Below are 22,192 nucleotides of genomic sequence, written 5' to 3' on the forward strand. Positions count from 1 at the left end.
GGTCAGCCTAACGTGTGATTGGTCATAGCACTACAGGTCATTACCGGCCAGTTGCGTGCCTCAATAGGCGCAAAGCCGCTGGTCCAGGTGGGTGATCGCAATCTGCGAAGCAACGTGTTCCACCGCCGTGCGTCCTCTTCAGCATCAGGCGAGGGGATCTTGGGGGAGCACGTGTTCAGGCCACTGGTTTTGGTTGCACTGCTGGGTTTGACAGCGTGCAGCGCCGCGCCCGAGGGGGCGTCGACCGCACCGGTCGAGCAGACGCAGGAGAAGGCGAAGGCCGCTGTGACGGTCACGCCGGCGTCGGGTGAGGGGATCAGCCCGGCCGGTCCGTTCGAGGTCGGCGTGACCGGCGGCGCGCTCACCACCGTCGCGCTCACCAACGCCGAGGGCAAGGCGGTGCAGGGGGAACTCACCGCCGGGCGCTGGGTCGCGACCGAGGACCTGGGCTACGACAGGCTCTACACGTGGTCGGGTTCGGCCAAGGGCGAGGACGGCGCGGAGGTGCCGGTCAGCGGCTCGTTCCGCACGGTCAAGCCCGCCAAGCTGACCAGCGCGAAGCTGAACGTCGGCGACAACCAGACGTACGGCGTCGCGATGCCGTTGAAGGTGACCTTCAGCGCGCCGGTGCAGGACAAGGCCTCCGTGCAGAAGGCCATGACCGTCACGACGTCCGTGCCGACCGAGGGCGCGTGGGCGTGGCTGTCCGACACCGAGGCGCACTGGCGGCCGCGGGAGTACTGGAAGCCCAGCACCGAGGTGAAGCTGGACGTCGACGTCTACGGCGTGCCGTTCGGCGGCGGTGCGTACGGCAAGGCGGACATGCACGCGCAGTTCAAGATCGCGGACCGCGCGCTGGTGGCCAAGGCGAACACGCAGACCAAGCGGTTCGAGATCTACCGCGACGGCACGCTGCTGCACAACTTCCCCGCGTCCTACGGCAAGGAGAGCGTCCCGGGCCGGGTGAGCCGCTCCGGTATCCACGTGGTGCAGCAGAAGGAAGCCTCACGCCGGATGAAGAGCACCACGTACAACTACGACGTCGCGGTCACGTGGGCGGTGCTGATCTCCCAGAACGGCGAGTTCGTGCACGAGAACGACAAGACGATCCCCCAGCAGGGCAGCGAGAACGTCTCGCACGGGTGCGCGAACCTGTCCAGCGACAACGCGAAGACGTTCTACGACCTCACGATGGTCGGCGACCCGGTCGAGGTCACCGGGTCGACCATCCAGCTCGGCGCGGCCGACCCGAGCGGCGTCGCTCCCGGCGACTACTGGGAGTGGACGATCGACTGGGCGACCTGGACGTCGAAGTCGGCGGCGACGAACTAGTGCCGCACTAGGACTTCTCGGTGATGGCAGGTGGTTGCGGGATCTCGTACCCGGACGGACCGACGTTGCGTTCGAGGGCCCGCTTCCACTCGCCGCTCGAGATCATCTTCTCGATCGCGGAGTTCACCTCGTCGCGGGACTCGGTGTCGCCCTTCGGCACGCCGATCCCGTACCGCTCCTTGGAGAACGTCTTGCCGACGAGCTTGAGCAGCTCGGGGTTCTCCGCCGCGAACCCGGCGAGGATGACCTCGTCGGTAGTGACGGCGTCGACGTTGCCCGCCATGAGAGCGATCACGCAGTCGGAGTACTGGCCGTACTCGACGATCTGCACCTGCTGCGCGAAGTCCGTCTTCACCTTCTGCGCGGAGGTGGAACCCTTGACCGAGCACAGCTTGCGGCCGTTCATGGTCTCCGGGCCCTGGATGGACTCCTCGGTGTAGCGCACCAGCATGCCCTGGCCCGTCTCGAAGTACGGGCCGGCGAAGGCGACCTTCTCCTTGCGGGCGTCGGTGATCGAGTACGAGGCGATGATCAGGTCGGCCTCGCCGTTCTCCAGCATCGACTCGCGGGCGGCGCCGCGGGCCTCCTTGAACGTGATGCCGTTCTCCTTGACGCCCAACTCGTTCGCCACGTACTTGGCCACGTCGACGTCGAACCCGACATACCGGCCGTCGAGGCGCCGCTGACTCAGGCCCGGCTGGTCGTAGCGGATGCCGATGGTCAGCTTCCCGGAGTCGGCACGTCCGATGACTGTGCTGGTGTCACCGCTCCCACAGGCGGTGGCGAACACCGCTACGGCAGTCAGGAGCGCGGCACGACGGATCACGACAGGCCTTCCGGGGGTGTTGTGGATTCGTGCGTAATGCTACGGACCTGCGGCGATGATCGACTGTGATGTATGACATCTAGGGAAGGCGTGCTTTGTTCGGTGTCACATGCTTGCCGTGGCGTTCGATCGCGTGCCGCAGATGGCCGGGCGGAGCCAGTCTCCTGATCTTGCCGGGAACCAAAAGGGCAGCTCGGCGCAGCATTTTCAGCCACAGGTCAGCACGGTCGTACGGCTCGCGGCCGTGTAGTTCGAGCGCCCAGTCGGGTAGCACCGAGTACGCCAGGTGGCCTACTACGACCCGGTACACGGGCAGTCCGTGGCGGACCCAACCTTGCACGGGTGGTCCGTGCAAGAAGTCGTAAATCACGTCCGATTCGTCCGTTCGGCGCAGGTTTGGACGCATCCGTTCGAGGTAGTCGAGCATTTCCCGGCGCGAACCGGGCACTTCGTCCTCGTGCAGGCCTACGAGCGTGGCGGCGAAACGCTGCTCCGCGTAGTAGAGGTCCTTCTGCCGATCGGTCAGTCCGTAGCCGGCGCGGGAGAGAACGGACTCGAAACAGAAGACCTCGGAGCAATGCACCCAAAGCAGTAGTTCGGGTTCGTCCACTCGGAACGTTCGGCCGTCAACGACACCGCGCAGGCTCCGGTGCGTGGCCCGGACCCGTGCCGCCGCGGCCGCGATGTCCTCGTCGGTGCCGTAGACGCCGAGGCCGACGAAGTCCGCCGTGCGTTTGAGCCTGCCGAGCGGGTCGGCCCGGAAGTTGGAGTTCTGCACGACACCGGCAACGGCCTTGGGGTGCAACGCCTGCAGGTAGAGGCTCGCGATCCCGGCGATCCACATCGTCGGGTCCGCGTGCATCTGCCAGCTGACGGAGTTCGGATCTGGCATGCGGACATCGTCCCGCCTCGCCAGGATGAAGACCATGGACCTGGACCAGGCACGGGACGTGCTCCGCAGCCAGCACCGCGCGGTCTTCTGCGCGGTCAAGTCCGACGGCACCCCGGCCTTGTCGCCGGTGCTCGTCGCGCTCGACGACAACGGCGACGTGCTCGTTTCCACACGGGCCACCGCGTACAAGACGAAGCAGGTCCAACGTGACCCGCGCGTCTCGTTGTGCGTGCTGCCGGACAGCTTCTTCGGGCGGTGGATCCAGCTCAACGGGACCGCGACGGTCGTGCCGTTGCCCGAGGCCATGGACCTGCTGGTCTCCTACTACCGGACGATCTCCGGCGAGCACGCGGACTGGAACGACTACCGGGCCGCGATGGCACGGGAACAGCGCGTGATCCTGCGGATTTCGCTCACCTCCGCCGGGCCGGACAAGACCGGCTGAGCCTGTAACACCGTTAGCGGGGACAACGATTCCACGGGGACGGCGGCTACCGGGCAGGCGGAACCTGGGGAGCGGAAGCGATGGCAGGTGTCAGACGCCGCGGCTACTTCGCCGCGGCGGTTGCGGTGATGGGCGCTGCCCTGATCGCGGCCTTGTTCTCGGCACCCCCGGACAAGCCCGTGGACATCCGCCTCGTCGCCCCGCCGCCTCCGCCGCCCGAGGTCGTCATCGCGACCGCCACGACCACCGTCTCCGCCGTCGGGGTCCAGCGGCCGCCACCTCCGCCACCGCCCCCGCCGCCTCCTCCGGCCGCGGGTGAGGACCGGCCTCCGCCACCGCCTCCCGGTCACCGGCCACCGCCACCGCCGAAACCGGGCAGCAAGCCCCGGCCGAACCTCTACGACCTGCTGCGCTGCGACTCGAAGGTGTTCGGCGACGACTTCAAGCACTGCCTGAAGTGGCCGCTGGACGACGAGGAGTTCTGCGACTTCCTGGAGGAGCTGGAGCTCGACCCGGCCGACCTGCGGGGACCCGAGGACGGCCGGTTCGACCACTTCGACCGGTTCGAACTGACCTGCGACGTCAAGCCTTGAGCGCACGCAGCCGCGCGAGGTTCGCTTCCGCGAGCGAGCCGAGCAGCTGCGCCTCGCCCAGGTAGTGGTCGTCGATCAACGCCTCCACCTCGGCGTCGTTCATCGCCGGCACGATCCGCGCGGCCATCCTGTTCATGTTGCGATAGCTGCCCTGCAACAGGAACGGCTGCTCGGACGGGTCGGCGGCGGACGCGATGTACGCCTGGTTGACCTTGAGCACGACCTCCTGGACCCGGCGCAGCTTCCGCACGACCGAGAGCAGGCGGTCGAGTTCGACCGTCTCGTGGTCGTGCCGGACGCTCTCGCCGTTCGCCAGGCGCACCAACGGTTCCACGTCGACACCGCCCAGCGTCGGGTTCGAGCCCGACGCGTTCTCCAGGTAGCTCAACGCGAACAGCTCGTCGCGCCCGGACAGCACGTCGCCGAGGTTCCACACGTCCGCGCGGTTCGCGAGCATGTCCGGGACGCGGAACGCGCGGCCCGTCTCGGTGTACGGGTTGCCGGCCATCGACACCGCGAAGCGCTTGCCCCGCAGGTCGAACGTCTGCGGGTCGCCGTCCCAGACGCCCTCGATGCGGCGCTGGGCGTCGCAGAGCGAGATGAACTTCTGCAGCAACTCCGGTGAGGTGTGCTGGATGTCGTCCAGGTGCAGCAGGACGTTGCTGCCCAGCGCGAACGCGAAGTTGATCCGCTCGACCTCCTGGCGCGCGGTGGCGTTCGGTGCCTCCGCCGGGTCGAGCGAGGTGACGCCGGTGCCCAGCGCGGGGCCGTTGACCTTGACGAACACCATGCCCAGGCGGTTCGCGACGTACTCCATCAGCGTCGTCTTGCCGTAGCCGGGCGGGGAGATCAGCATCAGCAGGCCCGTGCCGTCGTTCAGCTGCTTGCTGAGGTTGTCGCCGATCAACGGCAGGTAGACCTCGTTCAGCAACCTGTTGCGCACGAACGTGTTCAGCACCGCGGGCTGGTAGTCGTCGAGCCTGAGCCGGCGGCGTTCCCCGGCCAGCAGCTCGTCGCGTTGCCGTTGGTAGGCGCGGAAAGCCGGCACCTGGTCGGTGGTGAAGGCCCTCAGCCTGGTCAGGGTTTCGTCCAGGCGCAGGTCCATCGACTGGTTGTGCACGCGCGGGTGCGTGCCGAGCAGGCCCGTGACGGTCTCGGTCAGCGACGCGCTGGAGTCGTACCGGGGCAGGTCGGTGAGCAGGATCGCGACGACCTCGGGGAACTCCGGGCAGTCCTCGTCGGAGAGGAACGCCCGCAGCCACGCCTCGATGAGGTCGCGGTCGCGCAGGTCCTCGTGCACGACCGCGCGGAACCTGTCGATCACGGCTCGCGCGGCCTTGCTGGTGACGAATCCCCTCGGCTCGCAGGCGAGTTCTTCGAAGAGGTACTCGGCGGCGAGGTCCGGTAGCCCGAACTGCTTCGTCAGCTCCGGGATGCCGTGCGTGCCACCGAAGATCGTGCGCGCGCGGGCGAGCGACTCGGCTTTGCGTTGCCACACAGCACGTTGCGCTTCTTCTTGCTCGGACCAGAAGACCTGGGCCTCCGCACGGGCCTGCGGCGGGTAGCGGAGCAGTCCGGCGCCCGCGTGCAACCGTTGCAGGACAGCGAGGATCTTCTCGGCGTCGTGGTCGTGAACGCCCTTCTCGTAGCCCTCGTCGTAGCGTTCCGCGGCGGCGTTCACGACGTCGGTGCGGCCCTCGGCGAGCAGGACGGCGGCGAGGTGTTCGGCGCGGTAGACGGCGTCGGTCTCCGAGACCAGGAGCTGGTTCCAGAAGCCCTTGGTGGCGGCGAATCCGCTGTCGGTGACCTCGCTGCGGTAGTCGGTGCCGGTGACGGCGTAGTACAGCTTGCCGTCGCGAGGCACGAGGGTGAGGTTCATCGGCTCGGTCGTCACCGGGAAGCGATGACGACCGAGCACGATCGACGCGCCGTCGTACAGGTCGGCCCGGTCCCGCAGCGCCCGGCCTCCCTCTTGCCGGGCGTCGCGCAGACCCGCGTCGAGCTCGTCGGCCCGGACGTCACCGAGTTCTCGCAGCTGTTCGGCGACCGTGCGGACCTTGGCGACCATCGGGTCGCCGGCGAAGTACGTGTTGATCTCGTCGGTCGAGGTCAGCTTGCCGACCCGGCGGCGGATCGTGCCGAGGACCCGTTCGGCCGACTGGACGAGGCGGTCGGCCTTGCGCGCCCGTTCGTCGAGCAGGGTCTGCTTGCGGGCGGAGAACGCCTCGTAGACGTCCGTGCGCTTGGCGCCGACCTGCGCGAGGAAGTCGTCGAACTCGCCGAACCGCGACTCCAGGTTCTCCAGTTGCAGCAACAGCCGGCCGAGCTGGTCGTCGCAGCGCTGCGGGGTGTCGGCGACCGAGAGCGCTCCCGTGATGGCCTGGCCGAGCAGCGCGAACTCCGCGGCGAACTCGGCGCGGCCCTCGGCGTTCGCGAGCTGCGAGCGGCGACCGTCCACAGTGGCCCTGGCGCGGTTGACCGCGGCCAGCACCTCGCCGATGCTCGCGAGGATCTGCGTGCGGGTCGTGGTGTCGGCGGCGTCGAGCGTGCTGACGACCTCGGTCAGCACCTCCAGGCCTGCCTGCTGCTGCGCGAGCCGTTCGCGCAACGGCTTCGCCTCGGCGGCGGTCTTCAGCTCCGTCGCGGCGATCTGGTCGATCTCTTCGTGGTACCGGTCGAAAGCGCCCTCACCGCTGAGGAACGCGACGGCCCGTCGGGCCGACGCGCCGAGTTCCTCGACCAGTTCGGCCTCGCGCCGGTCGATCTCCTCGAGGTCGACGTACCGGAGGTCCTTGAGGGTGATCAGGCGGCCCTGGGCGGACCGCAGGTCGGCGAGCAGGCGGACCCACTCGTCGGCGCTCCTGGGAGCCGCCGACCTGGCCAGCCGGACGAGACTCGCCAGCTTCTCCGCGGCTTGGTGGAGCTGCCGCGCCGCGTGCTCGGTGAGCGTGCGGACGGCCTCGAACTCGTCCAGCACCTGTTCCGCGGTGGCCCGGACGGCCAGGACGTCCTGCTTGAGCCCGAGCTCGTCGAGCCAGAACACACCGTCGACCACCCTGGTGCACAGTGCGATCAGGCCCTCGAACACCGGCGCGGTCGGGGTCATCTCGGCGCTCATCCTGGTGATGGACAGGCAGTCCGAGATGCCGCGGACGAGTTCGGCGTTGCCGATGCGGGCGAGCGGGCCCGCCTGGTCGGGCAGGGTCTCGTCGGCCATGAACGGCGTGCGCCACACCTGCATGGGGTGCACGCGCACGGCGTCGGAGCCGGTCTCGCGGAAGACCACGAGCGTGCCGTCGGCGAAGAGCGAGTAGCCGTGGCAGGTGATCGGGGTGGCGACTTCCTTGCGGATCACGTTGTAGGGCAGCAGAAGGCTGCGGCCCTCGCGGCGGGCGTGGTAGACGAACAGCACGTCCTCGCCGTTCGCGGACTTGACGACCCGTTCGAACTCGAGCTCGTCGGTGTCGACGTCGAACGTCTTGTCCGCGCCCGTGACCAGGTAGTAGCCGCCGGGGAAGATGATCCCCTGGTCCTCGGGCAGGCGCTGGCAGGCCTGCCCGATGCCGTCGAGCCGCGTGACCTCCTTGGTGCGGGTGTTGAAGACCAGGTGCCGGGGCGTGGTCTCCTTGTACGGCAGGATCTTCAGCAGGATCAGCGGGCCGACGCGGGCGTGGTGGACCTCGGCGTCCGCGAGGCTCTGCAACGGTTCGTCGACGGGCTCGGAGTAGACGCCCTCGCCCGACTCGGTGTTGTTCTCGATCTTGACGGTGAGCGTGCCGCCGACCGTCTCGACGAACACCTCGTTGTCGATGGCGATGTGCGGGTGCCGGCCGAGCACGTGCTGCTCGCGGGTCGTCCCGACCCAGGTGAAGTCGTGCGAGGGCGGGAAGACGTGGTCGCGGTCGCCCCGGTTGTCGACGTAGGTGACGGTGCCGTCGACCTCGACGTCCCAGCGCAGGACGTGCAGGTCCTCGATCCGCACGCCCGTCTGGAACACCGCGAGCAGCCGCTGCTCGACGATGCGCAGCTGGAGCAGCCGCGTCTCGCGGTAGTAGCGGTACAGCTCGGCGAAGTCGTTGAGGAACCTCGGGTCCTCGAGGAACTCCGCCTCGACCGCGGCGAAGTCCCTGCCGTGCGCCGCGAAGACGTCGCCGACCCGAGTCTCGGACTTGAGGCCCATGAAGACGTTGTAGCCGAACAACATCACGTCACCGAGTGCCACGATGTCGCGCGGCACGCAGTTGTTCTCGGTGCGGATGCGTTCGGTGGCGACGAGTTCGAGGGCCGTGCTGCCGAACGTCTCGACGCGCCGGTCGTTCAGCGCCTCGGTGCTGCGGGCGAGTTCGGCCGCCTGGTCGGCAAGCCTCGCCCGCAGCACTTCGTAAGTGCCCGCGTCGAGAGCTGTCATGCGTTCTGGCCGTTGTTCTTGGCCATCTGGGTCAGCGCGATCGCCGCGGCGATGTTCTGCGCGTCACCCGTGGTGAACGAGCTGAGGATCTTGGTCAGGTCCTCCGGGAAGTTGTTCGTCCCGTCCATCCACCTGCTGCCCAGCGCCTGCACGACGTCGGAGTTGCCGACGAAGCTGTCGACCTGCTTGCCCGCGGTGATCGACGCGGCGATCTTGTCGAAGAACATCGTGTCGCCACCGACGATGTCGATGTCGGCCTTCTCCAGGCCGGCCGCGAGGACCATCGCCTGAGCCTCGGCGACCTGGCGCTGCACGTCGATGCCCTTGAGGCGGATCTCCTTCTCGGCTTCGAGCCGCAGGCGGTACTCCTCGTGCTCGCGGGTCGCGGTGTCGAGCGCGGCCATCGCCTCGGCCTTGTGCGACAGGCCCTCCGCCTCGCCCTTGAGGCGTTCCTTGATGCCCTCGGCGTCGGCGAGCGCCTTCTCGCGGTCGACCACGGCCTCGGCCCGGCCGAGCGCCTCGGACGCGGCGGCGTCCCGTTCCTTGACCTGTGCCTCCGCCAGGCCCTTCGCGGCGGCCTCCGCCTGCGTGCCCTCGGCGAGCCTGATCTTGGAGCGGGCGTCGAGGTCCGCGGCCTTGTTGCGCGACTCGGCGAGCACGACAGCCTCGCGGGCCTTGTGCTGCGCGGCCTGTTCCGCGGCCTCGGCGGCCTTGATGTCCTTGACCAGCGACTCCTGCGCCTCGGCCTCCGCGCGGATCACGATCTGCTGGCGCTCGCGCTCGGCCTCCTCGACCGCGCGCAGCTTCTTGATGTTCTCCTCCTGCTCGGCCACCGTCTTCTCGACGGCGACGCGCTCGCGCACCAGGTCGGCGATCGCGCGCCGCTCGTGCTCGAGCTCCTTGTCCTTCTCGATCATGCGCAGCGACGTCTCGCGTTCGCGGGCGATGACCTCCAGCAGGCGGTCCTTCTCGATGCGCTCGGTCTCGACGGCGATCACGCGCTCGCGGTTCTTCTCGGCGACGGCGATCTCGCGGGCCTTGTTCTCGGTCTGGATGCCGAGCTGCTCCTCGGTGCGGATGAACGCGGTGTTGGCCTTGAGGCGTTCCTCGGCCTGCACCTTCTGCGTCTCGGCCTCCTGCTGCGCGCGGGCGGTCTCGATCTCGCGCTTCTGCTTGATCTCCGCGTCGGCCTGGCGGCGTTCGAGCTCGAGGATCGCCTCACGCGCGCTGACGTTCTGGCGCGTGATCTCCTTCTCCTCGTTGCGGGTGAACTCGTTGGTCTTGACGTGCTCGATCGCGGTCAGCTCGGTGATCTTGCGGATGCCCTGCGCATCCAGGATGTTCGCGGGGTCGAGCTGCTTGAGCGGCGTCTGCTCCAGGTAGTCGATGGCCGCGTCCTCGAGGCTGTAGCCGTTGAGGTCGGTACCGATGACCTGGACGATCCGGTCGCGGAACTCGTCGCGGTGCGTGTAGAGGTCGACGAAGTCGAGCTGCTTGCCGACGGTCTTGAGGGCCTCGGAGAACTTGGCGTTGAACAGCTCCTGCAGCGTCTGCTCGTGGCTCGCGCGTTCGGTGCCGATCGCCTGCGCGACCTTGATGACGTCCTCGACGGTCTTGTTGACCCGCACGAAGAACGTGATGCGGATGTCGGCGCGGATGTTGTCCTTGCAGATCAGGCCCTCGTTGCCGGCCCGGCGGATCTCGATGGTCTTCACCGAGATGTCCATCGTCTCGCAGCGGTGCAGCACCGGCAGCACGACGGTGCCGGTGAAGGTCACGTCGACCTTGCGCATCTTCGAGACGATCAGTGCCTTGCCCTGCTCGCACTTCTTGAAAAGTCTGCTCAGCGTGATCAACGCCAAGATCAGCACAACCGCGATCACGGCGATCAGCACGATCAGCCCGGTCGAGATCGCTCCCATGTTCAGCCCCCTGTGGTGATGTCCACGACCCAGAAGAACTCGCCCTCGGCGTCGTAGTCGAAGATCAACGCGGTCTGTCCCGCCTTGAGGTCGGTGCTCTGCGCAGCCCTGACCTGAACGACCGCCGTACCGCCGTCGTCGGCGGTCACCTCGGCCTGCCCGTACTGCTCGGTGACCCTGGCCGTCCGGATGATCGCGGTGCGGCCGACGAAGTCGTTGCGGGACGCCGGTTTCTCCGGTCGCGTCCAGTTCCTGACCGGGATGAGAAGGATCCGCGTGACCAGCGCGCCGACCAGCAGCGCACCCCCGAACACCGCGTACCTGAGCTTGCCCTCCGGCGTGTACACCGTGCCGACCAGCGCGGCGAACCACGTGATCACGATGAACACCGAGATGGAGATCGGCATCACGGGGGCGTCGAAGTCGAGCCCCACCAGCGCCACGGTGAGCCAGTAAGCCAGCACCATCAGCAACAGGAAGCTGAACACCACGGTCGGAAACGCCAGTGCGGCAGCCAGGAACTCGGTCATCATCGCCCCCCTTCTCGTCATTTTGATGCGCCGGGGGCCGGTTTCGTTGCACTTTCGGGAATGATCGATGGAAATCGATGGTTGCCCTGATCATGGACTTCGGGGTGCAGGGGCTGAACATCGGTGACGAGGCGGGGCCGCAGGCGACACGGCGGCTCGCCCAGCTGGCCGAATCACTCGGCTACCGGTCGTGGTGGGCGTCCGATCACGTGGTGCTGCCGTCACCACGCGTCGACCCGTCACCGTCCGAACCGGACACCGTGATCGTCGATCCGCTGACCCACCTGAGCTATGTGGCGGCTGTCACGTCCACGCTCGAACTCGCGACCGGGATCGTGATCCTCCCCCAGCGCAACCCGCTGGTGCTCGCGAAGCAGGTGGCGTCGCTGGACCTGTTGAGCGGCGGCCGGTTCACCCTCGGCGTCGGCGCGGGGTACCTCGAACCGGAGATGACGGCGGTCGGCGCGTCGTTCGGCGAACGGGGCGCGATCACCGACGAGTACCTGGACGCGATGGACCAGCTCTGGCACGCGGACGTTCCCGCGTTCGCCGGCGAGCACGTGTCGTTCTCCGGCGTGGACGCCTTCCCCAAGCCGTCGAACGTGCGGGTCGTCGTCGGCGGGCACAGCCCTTCGGCGTTCCGGCGGGCCGTGACGCGGGCGCAGGGCTGGTTCGGCATCGGCACGCCTTCCGACATCCGCGGGCATCTGGCCCGCTTTCCCGCGCGACCGGACGGCTTCCGGATCAGCGTGTCCACGCAGGTCCCGCTGACGGCCGCGGTGGTACGGGAGTACGAGGACCTCGGCGTGGACGAGCTGGTGATCTACCCGCCGGCGTTCGACGGCACCGTGGACGAGGTGTTGCGCAGGTACGCCGAGCTGATTGGCTAGCCTCGGGTGTCGTGATCCCCGTAGTCGTGCTCGCCGGCTTCCTCGGTGCCGGCAAGACCACCCTGCTCAACCACCTGCTGCGCACGTCCGGCGGCACGCGGATCGGCGTGGTGGTGAACGACTTCGGCAAGATCAACATCGACGCGTTCTCGGTGTCCGCCCAGGTCGACTCGATGGTGTCGCTCTCGAACGGCTGCCTGTGCTGCGCGGTCGACTCCTCCGAGCTGGAGGGGATGCTCGGGAAGCTGGCCTCGGCCGACCTGGACGTGATCGTCATCGAGGCGTCCGGCCTGGCCGAGCCCGCGGCGATGGTGCGGATGGTCGCGCAGGCGTCCGGGGTGTCGTACGGCGGACTGATCTACGTGGCCGACGCGGTGGAACTCGACGCCGTGCCGCACCTGGAACGCGACCTCGCGCTGGCCGACCTGGTGGTGCTGAACAAGATCGACCGGGTGTCCGCCGTGCCGTCGTTGCCCTGTTCGGCGCCGGTGCTGCCCGTGTCGTTCGGACAGATCGACCCGGCCCTGCTGTTCGAGGTGCGGCCGCCTGACCTCGGGCCGCGGCAGCTGTCGTTCGACGACCTCGACGACCACTCGACGCACACGCACGCCTCCTACGACAGCGTGTCGTTCGAATGCGACGACCCGTTGCACCCCAAGCTGTTCATGGACTTCCTGGCGGCGCGGCCGGAGGGGCTGTTCCGCGCCAAGGGTTTCGTCCGGTTCCCGCTCGGCACGTTCCTGCTGCAGACGGTCGGCGCGTACGTGTCGTTCACGCCCGTCGACGACGCCCCGACGCAGCTGGTGCTGATCGGGGCGGGCATCGATCCGGAGGCGTTGACGGACTGGCTGCTGGCGTGCGTGGCGGACGGACCGGTCACCGAGCAGGAGATGCTCTGGGTGCTCCGGTACGCCCGCTGACGCCTGCTACTTCTTCTGGCAGAGTGCCGTGTCCATCACGTCGAACATCTGCTGGAACTTCCTGGCCGGGTCGTCGCCGAACGTGCCGGGCAGCGCGGTGAGTGTGATCGCCGCGTGGTTGCCGCCGTCCGTCGCGCCGCCGAGCGAGCCCCAGCCGTGGATCGACCCGCCGTGGCCCCACCAGACCCCGCCGCAGCTGAGCTTGGTGCTCTCGAGACCGAGGCCGTAGGCGCTCCGCTCGTCGACGGTGATCGTCCTGCGCATCTCGTCGAGCTGCGGCTGGTCGAGGATCTTGCCGTCGAGCAGCCGCTGGAAGAACTTCGCGACGTCCTGCGGTGTGGAGACCATCGCGCCGGAGGCCCACGCCTGCGAGGTGTCGAGTTCGGTCGCATCGACCACAGTGGACTTCGGGTCCGTCAGGTCGCTCAGCGCGTACGCCCTGGCGTGCTTGCCGCGAAGGCGTTGCTCGCCCTGGTCCGGCCAGTAGGTGTCCTTGAGCCCTGCCTTGCTGATCACCTTGGCGATCGCCTCGCCGACCGGGCGTCCGGTGACCTTCTGGACCAGCAGCCCGGCGACGACGTAGTTCGTGTTGCTGTACTCGTACTTCTCGCCGGGCTGGAAGGCGGGTGGCTGGCTCAGCGCGACGTCGAGCAGGTCGTGCGGGGCGAAGTACCTGTCCCGGACGTCCGCGATCTTCGGGACGCCGATCTGCATCACGTAGTCAGGCAGGCCGCTGGTGTGCTGCAGGACCTGCCGGACGGTGATCCGGCTGTCCTTGACGTGCGGCACGTACTGGTTGACCGGCCCGTCCAGCTCGACCTTGCGCTCGGCGGTGAGCTGGAGCGTCGCCACCGCCACGAACGACTTGGTGATGCTGCCGATCCGCACCTGCCCGTTCACCGGCGCCTTGCCGCGCGCCTCGTCGCGCCCGTTGACGTGCGCCTCCACGCCGGGCGTGCCCTGGGCGACGATCTGGTCGAGCTGCTGGGGAACGAGCAGTGCGAGCGCGGTGACCGCCGCGACCGCGATCACCTGGCACCGCAGAGAGCAGCGTCCACAGTGGCCAGAACGGCGTCGTGGGCCTTCGTCGCTTCCTCAGGCGTGTCCTGGAAGGTGCCCGGCAACGCCGTCACCGCAACGGAGAACGCCCGCCCGTTCGGCGCGACCCCACCGCGCGTCTCGTACCCGTGGATGTCGCCGCCGTGGCCCCAGTACCGGCCACCGCACGTGAGCGGCGTGCTGGCGATGCCCAGCCCGTACTCCGCGCCGGCCCACATCTCACCCTTGGTCTCGACGGTCTTCCGCATCTCGGCGAGCTGCGCCTGCGGAACCAGCTTCCCGTTCAGAAGGGCGCTGTAGAAGGCGTTCAGATCCTTGGTGGTGGAGATGATCTGCCCGGCCGCCCAGCCCCACGACGGGTCGAGTTCGGTGACGTCCTCGATGCCGTTGCCGATCTTCGAGTACCCCTGGGGGTGCTTGCCGCGGATGCCCTCCTCGCCGACCCCCGGCCAGTAGGTGTCCCTGAGCTTGATCTTCTGCACGACCCGCTTGTCGACGTTCTCGGCGACGGGCCGCCCGGTGACCTTCTGGATCAGCAGGCCGAGCAGCACGTAGTTCGTGTTGCTGTACTTGAACTTCTCGCCGGGCTCACCGGTCTTGGGGTGCGCGTTGCCGACGTCGAGCAGCTCCCGCGGCTCGAAGTACCGGTGCCGCAAGTCCTCGAACTTGTCGAGCCCCAGGTAGTTCGTGTAGTTGGCCAGCCCGCTGGTGTGGTTCAGCAACTGCCGGACGGTGATCCGGCCGTCCTGCACCGCGTTCGGCAGGTAGTGGTTGATCGGCTTGTCGAGCTCGACCTTCCCCTCCGCCACCAGCTGCATGACCACGACGGCCACGAACGCCTTGGTGTTGGACCCGGCGCGCACCTGCCCGTTGGCGGGAACGGGTTTCCGCTTGCCCAGCTCGGCCGTACCCGACGTGTAGGCCCTGGCGTGCCCGTTGGCGTCGGTGGTGGTGCCGAGCGCCGCGGGGAACTTGTGCTCCTTCGTCAGCCCGTCGAGCTTGCCCTGGAGCCCGCTGGGCGGCGCGGCCATCGCCGTTCCGCTGAACAACATGGCCGCCGCCAACACACCTACCAGCGTCTTCTTCATCCTGTGCCTCCCTTGCCGTGGTGAGGACCAGGTTTCCGGTTCCGGGTGTGCTGCCGCAGTCACGCACGCTTCCGTTCCCGGGGTGGAGCAGGCTCTACCTCAGTACCGCACGTCGCTCTGCAGCAGTGGCGGGTAGACGCCGGACGGTTCGCCGTCCACCGTCGTGCCGGCGAACTGCAACATGGCCCGCAACTCCCCGTGCAGCTGCGAGGGGTAGTTCAACTCGGGCCGCGACACCACGTCGAGCTCTTCGAGCTGTTCCTCCGTGAGCACGACCTCTTGGAGGTTGCTCTCCAGGTGCTCCACCTTCCGAGCACCGATGATCGGCACCACGGTCCCCTCTCGCTGCCGCAGCCAGGCCAACGACACCGCGGCCGCGGTGGCACCGGTCTCGTCCGCGATCTTCGTGACCACGTCGATGACCTCGAACTCCTCTTTGCTCGGCCCACCCACGAACTTGGCCCGCTCCGAATCCTCCACCTGCACGTTCCTGCGGTACTTGCCGCTGAGGAACCCGTTGCGGAGCGGACTCCAAGGCACCAGCGCCAGCCCGAAGTCCCTGCTCATGGGACCGATCTCACCCTCGACGGTCCTCGCCAGCAACGAGTACTCCACCTGCAACGCCACCAGCGGCGTCCACCCCCTGAGCAGTGCCATCGTCTGGGCCTGCGCCGTGACCCAGGCAGGCACGTTGGAGAACCCGACGTACCCGACCTTGCCCGATCCCACCAGGTCGTCCAGGACCCGCATGGTCTCCTCGACGGGGGTGTTCCGATCCCAGTTGTGCAGCCAGTAGAGGTCGAGGTGGTCGGTGCCCAACCTCCTGAGCGTCTCCTCCAACTGCCGCCGAACCGACGTCCGCCCCGCCCCACCACCGTTCGGATCGCCGGGGTGCATGTTGAAGAAGAACTTGGACGCCAGCACCACCCGATCGCGGTTGCCGCTGCTCCTGAAGAAGTCGCCGAGGATCTTCTCCGAGTGACCGTTGGTGTAGAAGTTGGCGGTGTCGATGAAGTTCCCACCCCGGTCGAGGTAGGTCCGAAGGATCTTCCCGGACTCCTCCACGCTGCACCCGGCGGCCCCGGGATCCTCGCCGAAGGTCATCGCGCCGAGGGCGAACGGGCTGACGCGGAGGCCGGAGCGGCCCAGGGTGACGTAGTGGTCGAGCGGCATCGTGGTAGCCCTTCTCGGTCGTTTTCTGACACCTCCAAGTTCAGCGGCCGCAGCTTCGCCGGGGTACGACGATCCCGTCGTGCTCTTGCCTGATCCTCTTCGCGGGCTGTTCCGGGGTGCGTCAACGGTGAGGTTGGCAACCCGGAGGACATGCGGGTGGGGAGATCGGTAGGCTGTCCCGGCGAGGGCTGCTAGCTCAATTGGCAGAGCAGGAGACTTTTAATCTTCGGGTTCAGGGTTCGAGTCCCTGGCGGCCCACCAAACCCCCAGGTCACAGGCCTGGGGGTTTCGCATTTGGTAGATCACTGATACGCCTTTGACGCGCAGTACTCCGTGGCTGCACACGGAGTGCGACCGCCATCGCTCCGTAGAATCCAGCCCATGACCGCAGGTGCCCGCCCTGGAGTCGTGCCGCTGGCCGAGTGCGCCGACGTCTGGGACATCCTCGATCAGGTTCGGTCGAGGCCGAGCATGTGGATCCGTGGACGCCGGCTCCGCGAGTTGGAGATGACCCTTCAGGGTTACGGCGTCGCGCTTGAAGTTCATGGCATCGACGAGTCGTTCCACCTGACTCCCGGTGGTCCGTTCGGCCAGTGGCTTCATGCTCGGTTCGCCTGGGGGATGTCGTGCGGCTGGGCTCAGGCCATCACCGAGAACGCCGGCACGGAGGACCCGCTTGACCTGTTCTTCCGCCTCGTTGACGAGTACCGGGCGAGCGACCAGCAGTCTGGAAGTGGTCAGGCGTAGACGATGGCGCGGTCGCGGACCACGTCCCACGCGCTGACGTCCAGTTCGGCGAAGACGAGCAGCTCGTCGACCGAGGAGAACGGCACGGTGTGCCGGCTGCGAGCCCGCTCGATCTGTCTGGCGGTGAAGTTTCACCGGTGCGCCGAATTCGCGTGCGGGCCCGGCTTTGTGTTGCGTACTGTGCGCGGAACCGAAGGGGGTGCGGCAATGACGAAGCTGAACCAGATCATCGCGGTCGAGAAGAGTGTCAAAGGGGGCACGCTTCGGGACCTCACCGACGCTCACCACGGGCTGCAGAAGCCCGCGTTGCTGGCCGGCATCTCCCGGACGTACCAGCCGAAGGACGAGGACGGCGAGGTGTTGCCGCCCGAGTCGACGCGCGTGCAGGTCAAGGCCGAGGACGTGCTGCGGAAGACGGCTTCGGTGATGACCCGCCTCTTCGACGTCACGGCCACCAAGGACTGGGCCAACTGCGTCGCCAAGGCCGATGTCGTGGTGGACGGGCAGACGTTGCTGCGCGACGTGCCGGTGTCCTACCTGCTCTTCCTCGAGAAGCAGCTGACGGACCTGCACACGTTCGTGAAGAAGCTGCCCTTGCTGGACGCGGCCGAGGACTGGAGCTTCGACGAGTCCGCCGACTACTGGCGCACTGAGCACGTGCGGACCATTCGCACGAAGAAGGTGCCTCGCAACCACGTCAAGGCCGAGGCGACGGAAAAGCACCCGGCTCAGGTCGAGGTGTACTACGAGGACGTGCCGGTGGGGTACTGGACCACGGTGAAGTTCTCCGGTGCGTTGCCCGCGCGGCGGGTCAACGAGTTGGTGGACCGGGTCGAGAAGCTGCAGCACGCGGTGAAGTTCGCCCGCGAGGAGGCCAACAGCCTGGAGATCACCGACGAGCGCGTCGGTGGCGTGGTCTTCGACTACCTGTTCCGTTGACGTCCGACAGACTCCCCCGCTGGAGCGCGGGGGTTGCGCTCCTCGGCTGAGGAGCGTGAAAGCTGAAACTGAAACGTCAGCCTGAACCACTCGGTCACAAGTGGGGGTTCGAATCCCTCTCCCGGCACCAACCGCGCCGGGATAGCCCAAGTCGGCAGAGGCAGCCGGGATCAAGCTCAGACTCTCGCTCCAGGTTCAGCATTTCCGCCGAACGCCAGATCGCCCGAGACCGGACAAGACTCGCCGAGGTGCAGGTTCGAATCCTGCTGGCCGCTCTGCCTGCGGCCGTAGCTCAACGGAAGAGCGCGGCGACCTAAGGACTGATCCGACTCTTAAACGTCGCTGGTGTGTGCAATTGGGCGGCCAAACGAGGCCCCGGACTGGACATGTCCGGGGCCTCACCTATTGGTCAGTGGGCCATGACCTCGCCGGAGGCGTTGGTCTTGCTCGGCAGCATGGCCGCCACCACGATCGTCACGACGGCCAGCACGGTGGCCACGACGAAGGCCAGCTTCATGCCGCTCAGCTGTGCCGCCGACGCCGCTGCACCCTCGGCGACCAGCGACGACGAACGCGCCGACATCACGGTCACGACCAGCGCGGTGCCGACGGCCGCGGCCACCTGCTGCAGGGTGCCGAGGATCGAGCTGCCGTGCGGGTACATGTTCGGCGGCAGGGCGCCCATGCCGAGGGTGAAGATCAGCGTGAACGTGGCGGCGAGGCTGACCATCAGCAACGCGTGCAGGGCCAGGACCTGCCAGTACGGCATGGACATCGAGACCTGGGTGAAGCCCGCGAGGGACAGGACGATGCCGATCGAGCCCGGGAGGATCAGCGGGCGGCTGCCCAGGCGGTCGTAGAGGCGGCCGACGGTCGGGCCCAGCAGGCCCATGGCGAGACCGCCGGGCATCAGGAGGAGGCCCGTCTGGAGCGGGGTGAGGCCCCGGAGGTTCTGCAGGTAGAGGGGGAGCAGGATCATCGAGCCCATCATCGCCAGGAAGGCGACGCACATCAGGGCCAGCGACAGGGCGAACGTGCGGTGGGTGAGCGTGCGGAGGTCCATCAGCGGGGCGCCGGTGCGCTGGAGCTTGAGCTGGCGCAGCACGAAGGACGCGATGGTGGCGGCGCCCGCGATGACGATGCCGATGCTCGGCCCCAGGTTGGACTCGCCCTCACCGAAGAGGCTCAGGCCGTAGACCAGGCCGCCGAAGCCCAGCGTGGCCATCGCGGCCGAGGCCCAGTCGAGGGTGCTGACCTGGGGTTCGCCGATGTTGTCCAGCTGGCGGAGGCCGAAGTACGTGACGGCGCCGGCGATCGGGATGACGGCGACGAAGAGCAGGCGCCACGAGCCGAGCTGGAGGATCAGGCCCGAGATGGCCGGGCCGAGGGCCGGGGCCACCGAGATGGCGAGCGTGACGTTGCCCATCACCTTGCCGCGGTCCTGCTCCGGGACGACGGTCATCAGGGTGGTCATCAGCAACGGCATCATGACGGCGGTGCCCGCCGCCTGGATGATGCGGCCCGCCAGGAGGACGGAGAACGTCGGCGCCACCGCGGACAGCGCGGTGCCGGCCAGGAAGACGCCCATGGCGATCGTGTAGCCCTGGCGGGTGGTGACCCGCTGGAGGAACCAGCCGGTGACCGGGATCACGGCGGCCATCGTGAGCATGAAGGCCGTGGAGACCCATTGCGCGGCCTGTTCGGTCACGTGCAGGGACTCCATGAGGCGCGGGATCGCGTTGATCATCAGCGTCTCGTTGAGGATCACGACGAACGTCGCCAGCACCAGCAGGCGCACCACCAGGGGTGTTTTGCCCGCTTGCGCGGTAGGTCGGTCTTCGATCGCTGCAGGCATGTCAGGCCCTCACTCGGTTGCTGGCATCAGGTTCTTCGCGACACCGGAGAAGACCTGCGGCGTTGAAGGAACTCATCGGTACCTCGAGTGTTCCTCATCCGCTGCCTGGTCTCATCCAGGTTTTCTCGTCCGTCTACCGGTACGTCGAACGAGCGGGCGCCCGATCGACACGGCGCGCAGTAGTTTTTCGGGGATGGGGCTGCGGCTGGGTGGGTTGATCGGCGAATATGGGGTTCCTGGGGCTCAGGTGGCCGTGCTGAGCTGCGGAAACGTGACCAGCGAGGCTGCCGGTGTGCTGAGCGTGCGAACCCGGGCCGAGGTCACGGACGACTCGCTGTTCAAGGTCGGGTCGATCACCAAGGTCTGGACGGCGACGCTCGTGCAGCACCTGGCGAACGACGGGCTGCTGGACCTGGACGCACCCGTCGCCGACCACCTGCCCGGGTTTCCGGCGACCTCACCGCACGACACCTCCTCACCCACACGGGCGGGATCGACAGCAACCACTTCTTCGACACCGGACGCAACGGTGATGCGATCAGGCGGTACGCCGACGCCATCGCGGCCGCGGGGTCGCCGTTCGCGCCCGGCGCGCTCTTCTCCTACTCCAACAGCGGGTACGTGGTGCTGGGGCGGCTGGTGGAGGTGGTCAGCGGGCAGGCGTTCCACGACGTGCTGAGGGAACGGCTCATCGAGCCGCTGCGGATCGACGAGGTCGCCACCGACGCGGACGAGGCCGTGCTGCACCGGACGGCGGTCGGTCACGGCGCGGACGCAACGCCGGTCACGAGGTGGGCTGTCGCGTACGGAACGGCGCCCAGCGGATCGCACTTCGCGATCAGCGCACGGCAGTTGATGGAGTTCGTGCGGCTGCACCTCGACGAGCCCGCGCTGGCGGCGATGCGCGACGACCAGGGCGTGGAGGTACCGGACTTCGGCAACGGCGCGGTCGGCTGGGGGCTGGGGTACATGCGGTACCGGGGTGGCGTCGTCGGGCACACCGGGGTGTCGAAGGGGCAGAAGGCCTTCCTCCGCGTCGACGCCGAGCGGAAGCGGGCGGTGGCCGTGCTGACGAACAGCGTGAACAGCGAACGACTGGCGCACGACGTCATCGACGAGCTGATGGGCAAGGAACCGCTGCCGGTGCCGCCCGAGAAGCCCGAACCCGTTGACCCCCGAACCATGTGCGGCACCTATCGCGACCAACTCCACGACATCACCCTCACGACGGAGAACGGCCACGGGGTGCTGATCTACCGGCCGCGCACGGAGATGGGCGTCGGCAGGCGCGTCCCGGTCGTCAGGTACGGCGACAACTCGATCATCGCCACCACTCCGACGGCGGACGGTTACCAGGTGTACTCGCTGCTGGGGGACGGCCGGTACCTGCACAACGGCGCGGCCGCCTGGCGGGTCACACCGTGACGACGACGTTGCCGCGCTTGTGACCTGCGTCGACGTACCGGTGTGCGGACGCGATGTCGGCCAGTGGATAGGTGCGGTCGACGACCACGCGCAGTTCGCCCGATTCCAGCAGCGAGCTGATCAACGGCAACGCCGCGCGCTTGTCGACGGACATGCCGACCAGCACGCGCTTGCCGCCGCGCAGCAACGTCCACAACGCCCAGAGGTTGTTCGTCAGGCCGGTGGTCGGCAGGTACTTGCCGCCGGTGCGCAAAGACCTTCGGGCATCACGGAAAGAAGACTTGGTCACGGTGTCGAAGACGATGTCGTAGGTGCCGACGTCAGCGGTGAAGTCGTGGGTGGTGTAGTCGATCACGTGATCGGCTCCCAGGGAGCGGACCAGGTCGACGTTCGACGGGCCGCAGACGGCGGTGACGGTGGCGCCGAGGTGCTTGGCCAGCTGGACGGCGTAGGTGCCGATGCTGCCGGACGCGCCGTTGATCAGGACGTGCTGATCGGGGCGGAGCTTTGCCTTGTCCCGCAGGAAGAACAGCGCCGTGGTGGCGCCGTCCACCGCGGCTGCGGCCTCGACGAACGTCGACGACGAAGGCTTCGGAGCCAGCGAACCGGTGGCCGGTAGGCGGACGTAGTCGGCGTGCGCGCCCACGGCGAAGCCCGTGAAGCCGAAGACCTCGTCGCCGGGACTGAACGCGGTCACGTCGGCGCCGACCTCCTCGACCGTGCCGGACACTTCCAGGCCCAGCGTGCGCAGGTGTGCCCGTGGGCGGCGCAGGCCCAGGATCACCCTGCCCCACCACGGTTCTCCCCGGCGCATGGCGCATTCGGCGGAGGTCACGGTCGTCGCGTGGACCTTGATCAGGACGTCGCCGCGGCGGACGGGAGGGATCGGCCTCTCGACCACCTGGACCACGTCGGGTGGGCCGAAGCTCGTGTGCACGGCGGCTCTCATGCGAGAACGGTAAGGAACGCCGGATTCGTTCCAGCACAACGGTTCTGAGAATCAGGGACAAGCAGGGTGCCACCTAGATGAGTAAGTCCTAAGCATGGGCGGTGTCTGGAGACAGACGAAGGGTGTTCAAGATCAGTTTGTGAGGACCGACCTGAACACCCTTCTGACCGCACTCTACGTCAAGATCGATGACCACCTG

At 67.8% G+C, this 22,192-nt stretch carries 17 protein-coding genes, 1 tRNA gene and 1 pseudogene; 9 read left to right on the forward strand and 10 right to left on the reverse strand.

Going from position 1 to position 22,192, the window contains the following annotated elements; all coding sequences use genetic code 11:
* Nucleotides 1–207 precede the first annotated feature (207 nt).
* Complete coding sequence (locus tag QSK25_RS38045; protein WP_285645656.1) at nucleotides 208–1,332, forward strand: L,D-transpeptidase; 1,125 nt, start codon at nucleotides 208–210, stop codon at nucleotides 1,330–1,332.
* 7 nt (nucleotides 1,333–1,339) lie between these two features.
* On the opposite strand, the gene QSK25_RS38050 is transcribed toward QSK25_RS38045, so the two are convergent.
* Complete coding sequence (locus QSK25_RS38050; RefSeq protein WP_285645691.1) at nucleotides 1,340–2,155, reverse strand: glutamate ABC transporter substrate-binding protein; 816 nt, start codon at nucleotides 2,153–2,155, stop codon at nucleotides 1,340–1,342.
* A gap of 82 nt (nucleotides 2,156–2,237) precedes the next feature.
* Nucleotides 2,238–3,050: an oxygenase MpaB family protein gene (locus QSK25_RS38055; protein WP_285645657.1), complete on the reverse strand. Its 813-nt coding sequence runs from the start codon at nucleotides 3,048–3,050 to the stop codon at nucleotides 2,238–2,240.
* On the opposite strand from QSK25_RS38055, the gene QSK25_RS38060 reads away from it, so the two are divergent.
* Nucleotides 3,049–3,495, forward strand: coding sequence for a PPOX class F420-dependent oxidoreductase (locus QSK25_RS38060; RefSeq protein WP_285645658.1), 447 nt, complete (start codon nucleotides 3,049–3,051; stop codon nucleotides 3,493–3,495). The genes QSK25_RS38055 and QSK25_RS38060 overlap by 2 nt on opposite strands.
* Before the next feature lie 80 nt (nucleotides 3,496–3,575).
* A complete protein-coding gene (locus QSK25_RS38065; RefSeq protein ID WP_285645659.1) occupies nucleotides 3,576–4,088 on the forward strand; it encodes a hypothetical protein in 513 nt (170 codons plus the stop codon).
* On the opposite strand, the gene QSK25_RS38070 is transcribed toward QSK25_RS38065, so the two are convergent.
* From QSK25_RS38070 to QSK25_RS38080, 3 genes are read right to left on the reverse strand one after another with little or no spacing between them, the layout of a single operon-like run.
* Nucleotides 4,078–8,496 (reverse strand): DNA repair ATPase, encoded by a 4,419-nt coding sequence (locus QSK25_RS38070; RefSeq protein ID WP_285645661.1) that lies wholly within the window; start codon nucleotides 8,494–8,496, stop codon nucleotides 4,078–4,080. The genes QSK25_RS38065 and QSK25_RS38070 overlap by 11 nt on opposite strands.
* Nucleotides 8,493–10,418, reverse strand: coding sequence for a flotillin family protein (locus QSK25_RS38075; protein ID WP_285645662.1), 1,926 nt, complete (start codon nucleotides 10,416–10,418; stop codon nucleotides 8,493–8,495). Before QSK25_RS38075 ends, QSK25_RS38070 begins: the two co-directional genes overlap by 4 nt.
* Before the next feature lie 2 nt (nucleotides 10,419–10,420).
* Nucleotides 10,421–10,951: a hypothetical protein gene (locus QSK25_RS38080; RefSeq protein ID WP_285645663.1), complete on the reverse strand. Its 531-nt coding sequence runs from the start codon at nucleotides 10,949–10,951 to the stop codon at nucleotides 10,421–10,423.
* 74 nt (nucleotides 10,952–11,025) lie between these two features.
* Here QSK25_RS38080 and QSK25_RS38085 point away from each other — a divergent pair, with 74 nt between their 5' ends.
* Complete coding sequence (locus QSK25_RS38085; RefSeq protein ID WP_285645664.1) at nucleotides 11,026–11,838, forward strand: TIGR03619 family F420-dependent LLM class oxidoreductase; 813 nt, start codon at nucleotides 11,026–11,028, stop codon at nucleotides 11,836–11,838.
* Between the two features lie 11 nt (nucleotides 11,839–11,849).
* Nucleotides 11,850–12,758 carry a CobW family GTP-binding protein gene (locus QSK25_RS38090; RefSeq protein ID WP_285645665.1) on the forward strand — a complete coding sequence of 303 codons (909 nt, stop codon included), beginning with the start codon at nucleotides 11,850–11,852 and terminating at the stop codon, nucleotides 12,756–12,758.
* A gap of 6 nt (nucleotides 12,759–12,764) precedes the next feature.
* Here the strand turns inward: QSK25_RS38090 and QSK25_RS38095 are convergent, their stop codons facing one another.
* The 3 genes from QSK25_RS38095 to QSK25_RS38105 all read right to left on the reverse strand — a co-directional run bounded on the left by QSK25_RS38095 (nucleotide 12,765) and on the right by QSK25_RS38105 (nucleotide 16,078).
* Nucleotides 12,765–13,790 carry a serine hydrolase domain-containing protein gene (locus tag QSK25_RS38095; protein ID WP_285645666.1) on the reverse strand — a complete coding sequence of 342 codons (1,026 nt, stop codon included), beginning with the start codon at nucleotides 13,788–13,790 and terminating at the stop codon, nucleotides 12,765–12,767.
* Nucleotides 13,787–14,905 (reverse strand): serine hydrolase domain-containing protein, encoded by a 1,119-nt coding sequence (locus tag QSK25_RS38100; RefSeq protein ID WP_285645667.1) that lies wholly within the window; start codon nucleotides 14,903–14,905, stop codon nucleotides 13,787–13,789. Before QSK25_RS38100 ends, QSK25_RS38095 begins: the two co-directional genes overlap by 4 nt.
* Nucleotides 14,906–15,004: 99 nt before the next feature.
* The gene (locus QSK25_RS38105) at nucleotides 15,005–16,078 is read right to left on the reverse strand and encodes an aldo/keto reductase (RefSeq protein WP_285645669.1); all 1,074 of its coding nucleotides are present in this window, start codon (nucleotides 16,076–16,078) and stop codon (nucleotides 15,005–15,007) included.
* A gap of 185 nt (nucleotides 16,079–16,263) precedes the next feature.
* Between QSK25_RS38105 and QSK25_RS38110 the strand changes: the two genes are divergently transcribed.
* The 3 genes from QSK25_RS38110 (at nucleotide 16,264) to QSK25_RS38120 (ending at nucleotide 17,764) form a co-directional block, all read left to right on the forward strand.
* Nucleotides 16,264–16,339 (forward strand) — tRNA-Lys (locus tag QSK25_RS38110).
* Nucleotides 16,340–16,459: 120 nt separating this feature from the next.
* Nucleotides 16,460–16,825 carry a hypothetical protein gene (locus tag QSK25_RS38115; protein ID WP_285645671.1) on the forward strand — a complete coding sequence of 122 codons (366 nt, stop codon included), beginning with the start codon at nucleotides 16,460–16,462 and terminating at the stop codon, nucleotides 16,823–16,825.
* A 207-nt stretch (nucleotides 16,826–17,032) separates the two neighbouring features.
* Nucleotides 17,033–17,764 carry a DUF7873 family protein gene (locus tag QSK25_RS38120; RefSeq protein WP_285645673.1) on the forward strand — a complete coding sequence of 244 codons (732 nt, stop codon included), beginning with the start codon at nucleotides 17,033–17,035 and terminating at the stop codon, nucleotides 17,762–17,764.
* Nucleotides 17,765–18,173: 409 nt separating this feature from the next.
* Here QSK25_RS38120 and QSK25_RS38125 read toward each other — a convergent pair whose 3' ends face one another.
* Entirely contained in the window at nucleotides 18,174–19,565 is a 1,392-nt protein-coding gene (locus tag QSK25_RS38125; RefSeq protein WP_285645674.1) for a DHA2 family efflux MFS transporter permease subunit, read from the reverse strand.
* A 247-nt stretch (nucleotides 19,566–19,812) separates the two neighbouring features.
* Between QSK25_RS38125 and QSK25_RS38130 the strand changes: the two are divergent.
* Nucleotides 19,813–21,044: pseudogene (locus QSK25_RS38130) on the forward strand (serine hydrolase domain-containing protein).
* On the opposite strand, the gene QSK25_RS38135 reads toward QSK25_RS38130, so the two are convergent.
* Nucleotides 21,034–21,993, reverse strand: coding sequence for an NAD(P)-dependent alcohol dehydrogenase (locus QSK25_RS38135; protein WP_285645675.1), 960 nt, complete (start codon nucleotides 21,991–21,993; stop codon nucleotides 21,034–21,036). The pseudogene QSK25_RS38130 and the gene QSK25_RS38135 overlap by 11 nt on opposite strands.
* Between the last annotated feature and the right edge of the window lie 199 nt (nucleotides 21,994–22,192).

The sequence above is a fragment of the Lentzea sp. NBRC 102530 genome, from assembly GCF_030269365.1.
Lineage (GTDB): Bacteria > Actinomycetota > Actinomycetes > Mycobacteriales > Pseudonocardiaceae > Lentzea.

Excerpts from the sequence above, each read along its gene's own strand:
- QSK25_RS38100 (WP_285645667.1), bottom strand. The coding sequence starts at position 14,905 with ATGAAGAAGACGCTGGTAGGTGTGTTGGCGGCGGCCATGTTGTTCAGC.
- QSK25_RS38075 (WP_285645662.1), bottom strand. The coding sequence starts at position 10,418 with ATGGGAGCGATCTCGACCGGGCTGATCGTGCTGATCGCCGTGATCGCG.
- QSK25_RS38080 (WP_285645663.1), bottom strand. The coding sequence starts at position 10,951 with ATGATGACCGAGTTCCTGGCTGCCGCACTGGCGTTTCCGACCGTGGTG.
- QSK25_RS38105 (WP_285645669.1), bottom strand. The coding sequence starts at position 16,078 with ATGCCGCTCGACCACTACGTCACCCTGGGCCGCTCCGGCCTCCGCGTC.
- QSK25_RS38135 (WP_285645675.1), bottom strand. The coding sequence starts at position 21,993 with ATGAGAGCCGCCGTGCACACGAGCTTCGGCCCACCCGACGTGGTCCAG.
- QSK25_RS38085 (WP_285645664.1), top strand. The coding sequence starts at position 11,026 with ATGGTTGCCCTGATCATGGACTTCGGGGTGCAGGGGCTGAACATCGGT.
- QSK25_RS38120 (WP_285645673.1), top strand. The coding sequence starts at position 17,033 with ATGACGAAGCTGAACCAGATCATCGCGGTCGAGAAGAGTGTCAAAGGG.
- QSK25_RS38065 (WP_285645659.1), top strand. The coding sequence starts at position 3,576 with ATGGCAGGTGTCAGACGCCGCGGCTACTTCGCCGCGGCGGTTGCGGTG.
- QSK25_RS38055 (WP_285645657.1), bottom strand. The coding sequence starts at position 3,050 with ATGCCAGATCCGAACTCCGTCAGCTGGCAGATGCACGCGGACCCGACG.
- QSK25_RS38060 (WP_285645658.1), top strand. The coding sequence starts at position 3,049 with ATGCGGACATCGTCCCGCCTCGCCAGGATGAAGACCATGGACCTGGAC.
- QSK25_RS38115 (WP_285645671.1), top strand. The coding sequence starts at position 16,460 with ATGACCGCAGGTGCCCGCCCTGGAGTCGTGCCGCTGGCCGAGTGCGCC.
- QSK25_RS38070 (WP_285645661.1), bottom strand. The coding sequence starts at position 8,496 with ATGACAGCTCTCGACGCGGGCACTTACGAAGTGCTGCGGGCGAGGCTT.